This window comes from Thiolapillus sp., assembly GCF_048562965.1.
Taxonomy (GTDB): domain Bacteria; phylum Pseudomonadota; class Gammaproteobacteria; order Chromatiales; family Chromatiaceae; genus Thiolapillus; species Thiolapillus brandeum_A.
The window spans coordinates 1-1,474 of record NZ_JBHNMF010000743.1 but is presented as its reverse complement, the minus strand read 5'-3'; the positions used below and the strand labels follow the sequence as shown (position 1 = coordinate 1,474).

Annotated in this window: 2 protein-coding genes and 1 pseudogene; all 3 read left to right on the top strand. The window is 53.5% G+C overall.

Annotation, left to right across the window (positions count from 1 at the left end; translation table 11 throughout):
* Positions 1-225: pseudogene (locus ACOCD2_RS19720) on the top strand (cytochrome C); the annotation flags it as partial.
* A 141-nt stretch (positions 226-366) separates the two neighbouring features.
* Entirely contained in the window at positions 367-1,029 is a 663-nt protein-coding gene (locus ACOCD2_RS19715) for a response regulator transcription factor (protein ID WP_293675134.1), read from the top strand.
* A complete protein-coding gene (locus ACOCD2_RS19710; protein WP_293675133.1) occupies positions 1,022-1,360 on the top strand; it encodes a hypothetical protein in 339 nt (112 codons plus the stop codon). The genes ACOCD2_RS19715 and ACOCD2_RS19710 overlap by 8 nt, the downstream gene beginning before the upstream one ends.
* Positions 1,361-1,474: the final 114 nt, after the last annotated feature.

The following is a 1,474-nucleotide window of genomic DNA, read 5'->3' as shown; positions in this document are numbered from 1 at the left end:
CATCCGGTTGGAGACACCAGGTTCTCTGCTGGCGGGCATGAAAAGCTGGCCGAGAAAAACAAGGATGCCTGCAGAGCCTGTCACGGCAAGAACGGTGAAGGCAGTGTGCTTTCCCGGGTTGCCACGGACAGGACACTGACCAAGGATGAACACGGTAACAAGACCATCCATCTGGCCAAGGGTGAACTTGTAACCTGTAATCTTTGCCACAAGAACAAGCTCTGATTTTTCAGGGAGTATTCGCTAAGTTTGCCCGCGCCCGTGAATGGCGCGGGCATTTTTTTGTCCGGGATGCTATGTTTTTCTGGGTTCCGTGAATAAAAGTATAAGAACCGGTACGGAAGCGTATTTTAAGGTTATCTCGTTATGACGATCCTGTTGCTGGAAGATGATGAACTGCTGGGTGAGTGTGCCAGGCTGGGTCTGGTGCAAAGGGGCTTCCTGGTCGTGTGGGTGGCGGATATCCGTTCTGCCAGAGCTGCACTGCAGGAAAATACCTGTGAATGTGTGTTACTGGACCTGGGATTGCCGGATGGTGACGGGATGGACTTTCTCCGTCAGTTGCGCAAGAGCGGCAACGATATTCCTGTCATCATCATCACTGCCCGTTATGCACTGGAAGAACGTATTCGCGGACTCGAATACGGTGCAGATGACTACGTGGCCAAACCTTATTCACTGGATGAACTGGCCGCGAGGATACGCGCCGTGGTGAGGCGCCGGGAAGGGCGCGCGTCGAATCTTCTCGATCTCGGCGTACAGCTTGACCCAACCAAGGGAACGGCAAGCCGTGATGGCGAGCCCGTCGAACTGTCCGCCATCGAATTTCGCCTGCTGCGTTACTTCATGGAGCATGCAGGGAAAATCCAGTCCAGGGAAAAACTGCTGCAGGCCATCTGCGGGGATGATACCGAACTGGTGACGAGCAACCTGCTGGATGTGCATATTCACCACTTGCGTAAAAAGATCGGTTCTGAACGCATCAAGACAGTGCGGGGCCTGGGTTACATGTTCATGAAAGATGACTGAAAGGAAGAAGCGTTTCCGCTCCCTGAGTATCCGCCTGCTGATGATACTGACGGCGGCGATGCTGCTTGCGCTGGTTGTCAATATCCTGAGTATTCTGGACTACGTGGATGATGAGGCGGAAGAAGTGCTGGATGCGCGGTTGCTGCTGACGGCGAAAAACCTGCTGCGCCAGTCCGAGCGTTTTGTTCGTGAGGGCAATCTCAACGAAGCCTGGCTGACGCTGGAAACCATACGTGGCCTGGAAAACACCTGGTTGAAAGAATTTGCCATGATGGAAGGCGGGTTGTTCGGGACAGAGGTGGATTCTCCCGGTAATGAAGAAATCAGGTAACTACTCACCCCTATCAGCATAGAGCTGTCCCGAAAAGGCCATTTGAATGGCGACCAGCGGATTGTATCCCTGATTTGCCATGGTCTGCAGGTAACTGGAGATGCGGCAATAGGC

What these genes read in the sequence shown, in the direction of transcription:
- ACOCD2_RS19715 (WP_293675134.1), top strand. Translation starts at nt 367, where the DNA reads ATGACGATCCTGTTGCTGGAAGATGATGAACTGCTGGGTGAGTGTGCC.
- ACOCD2_RS19710 (WP_293675133.1), top strand. Translation starts at nt 1,022, where the DNA reads ATGACTGAAAGGAAGAAGCGTTTCCGCTCCCTGAGTATCCGCCTGCTG.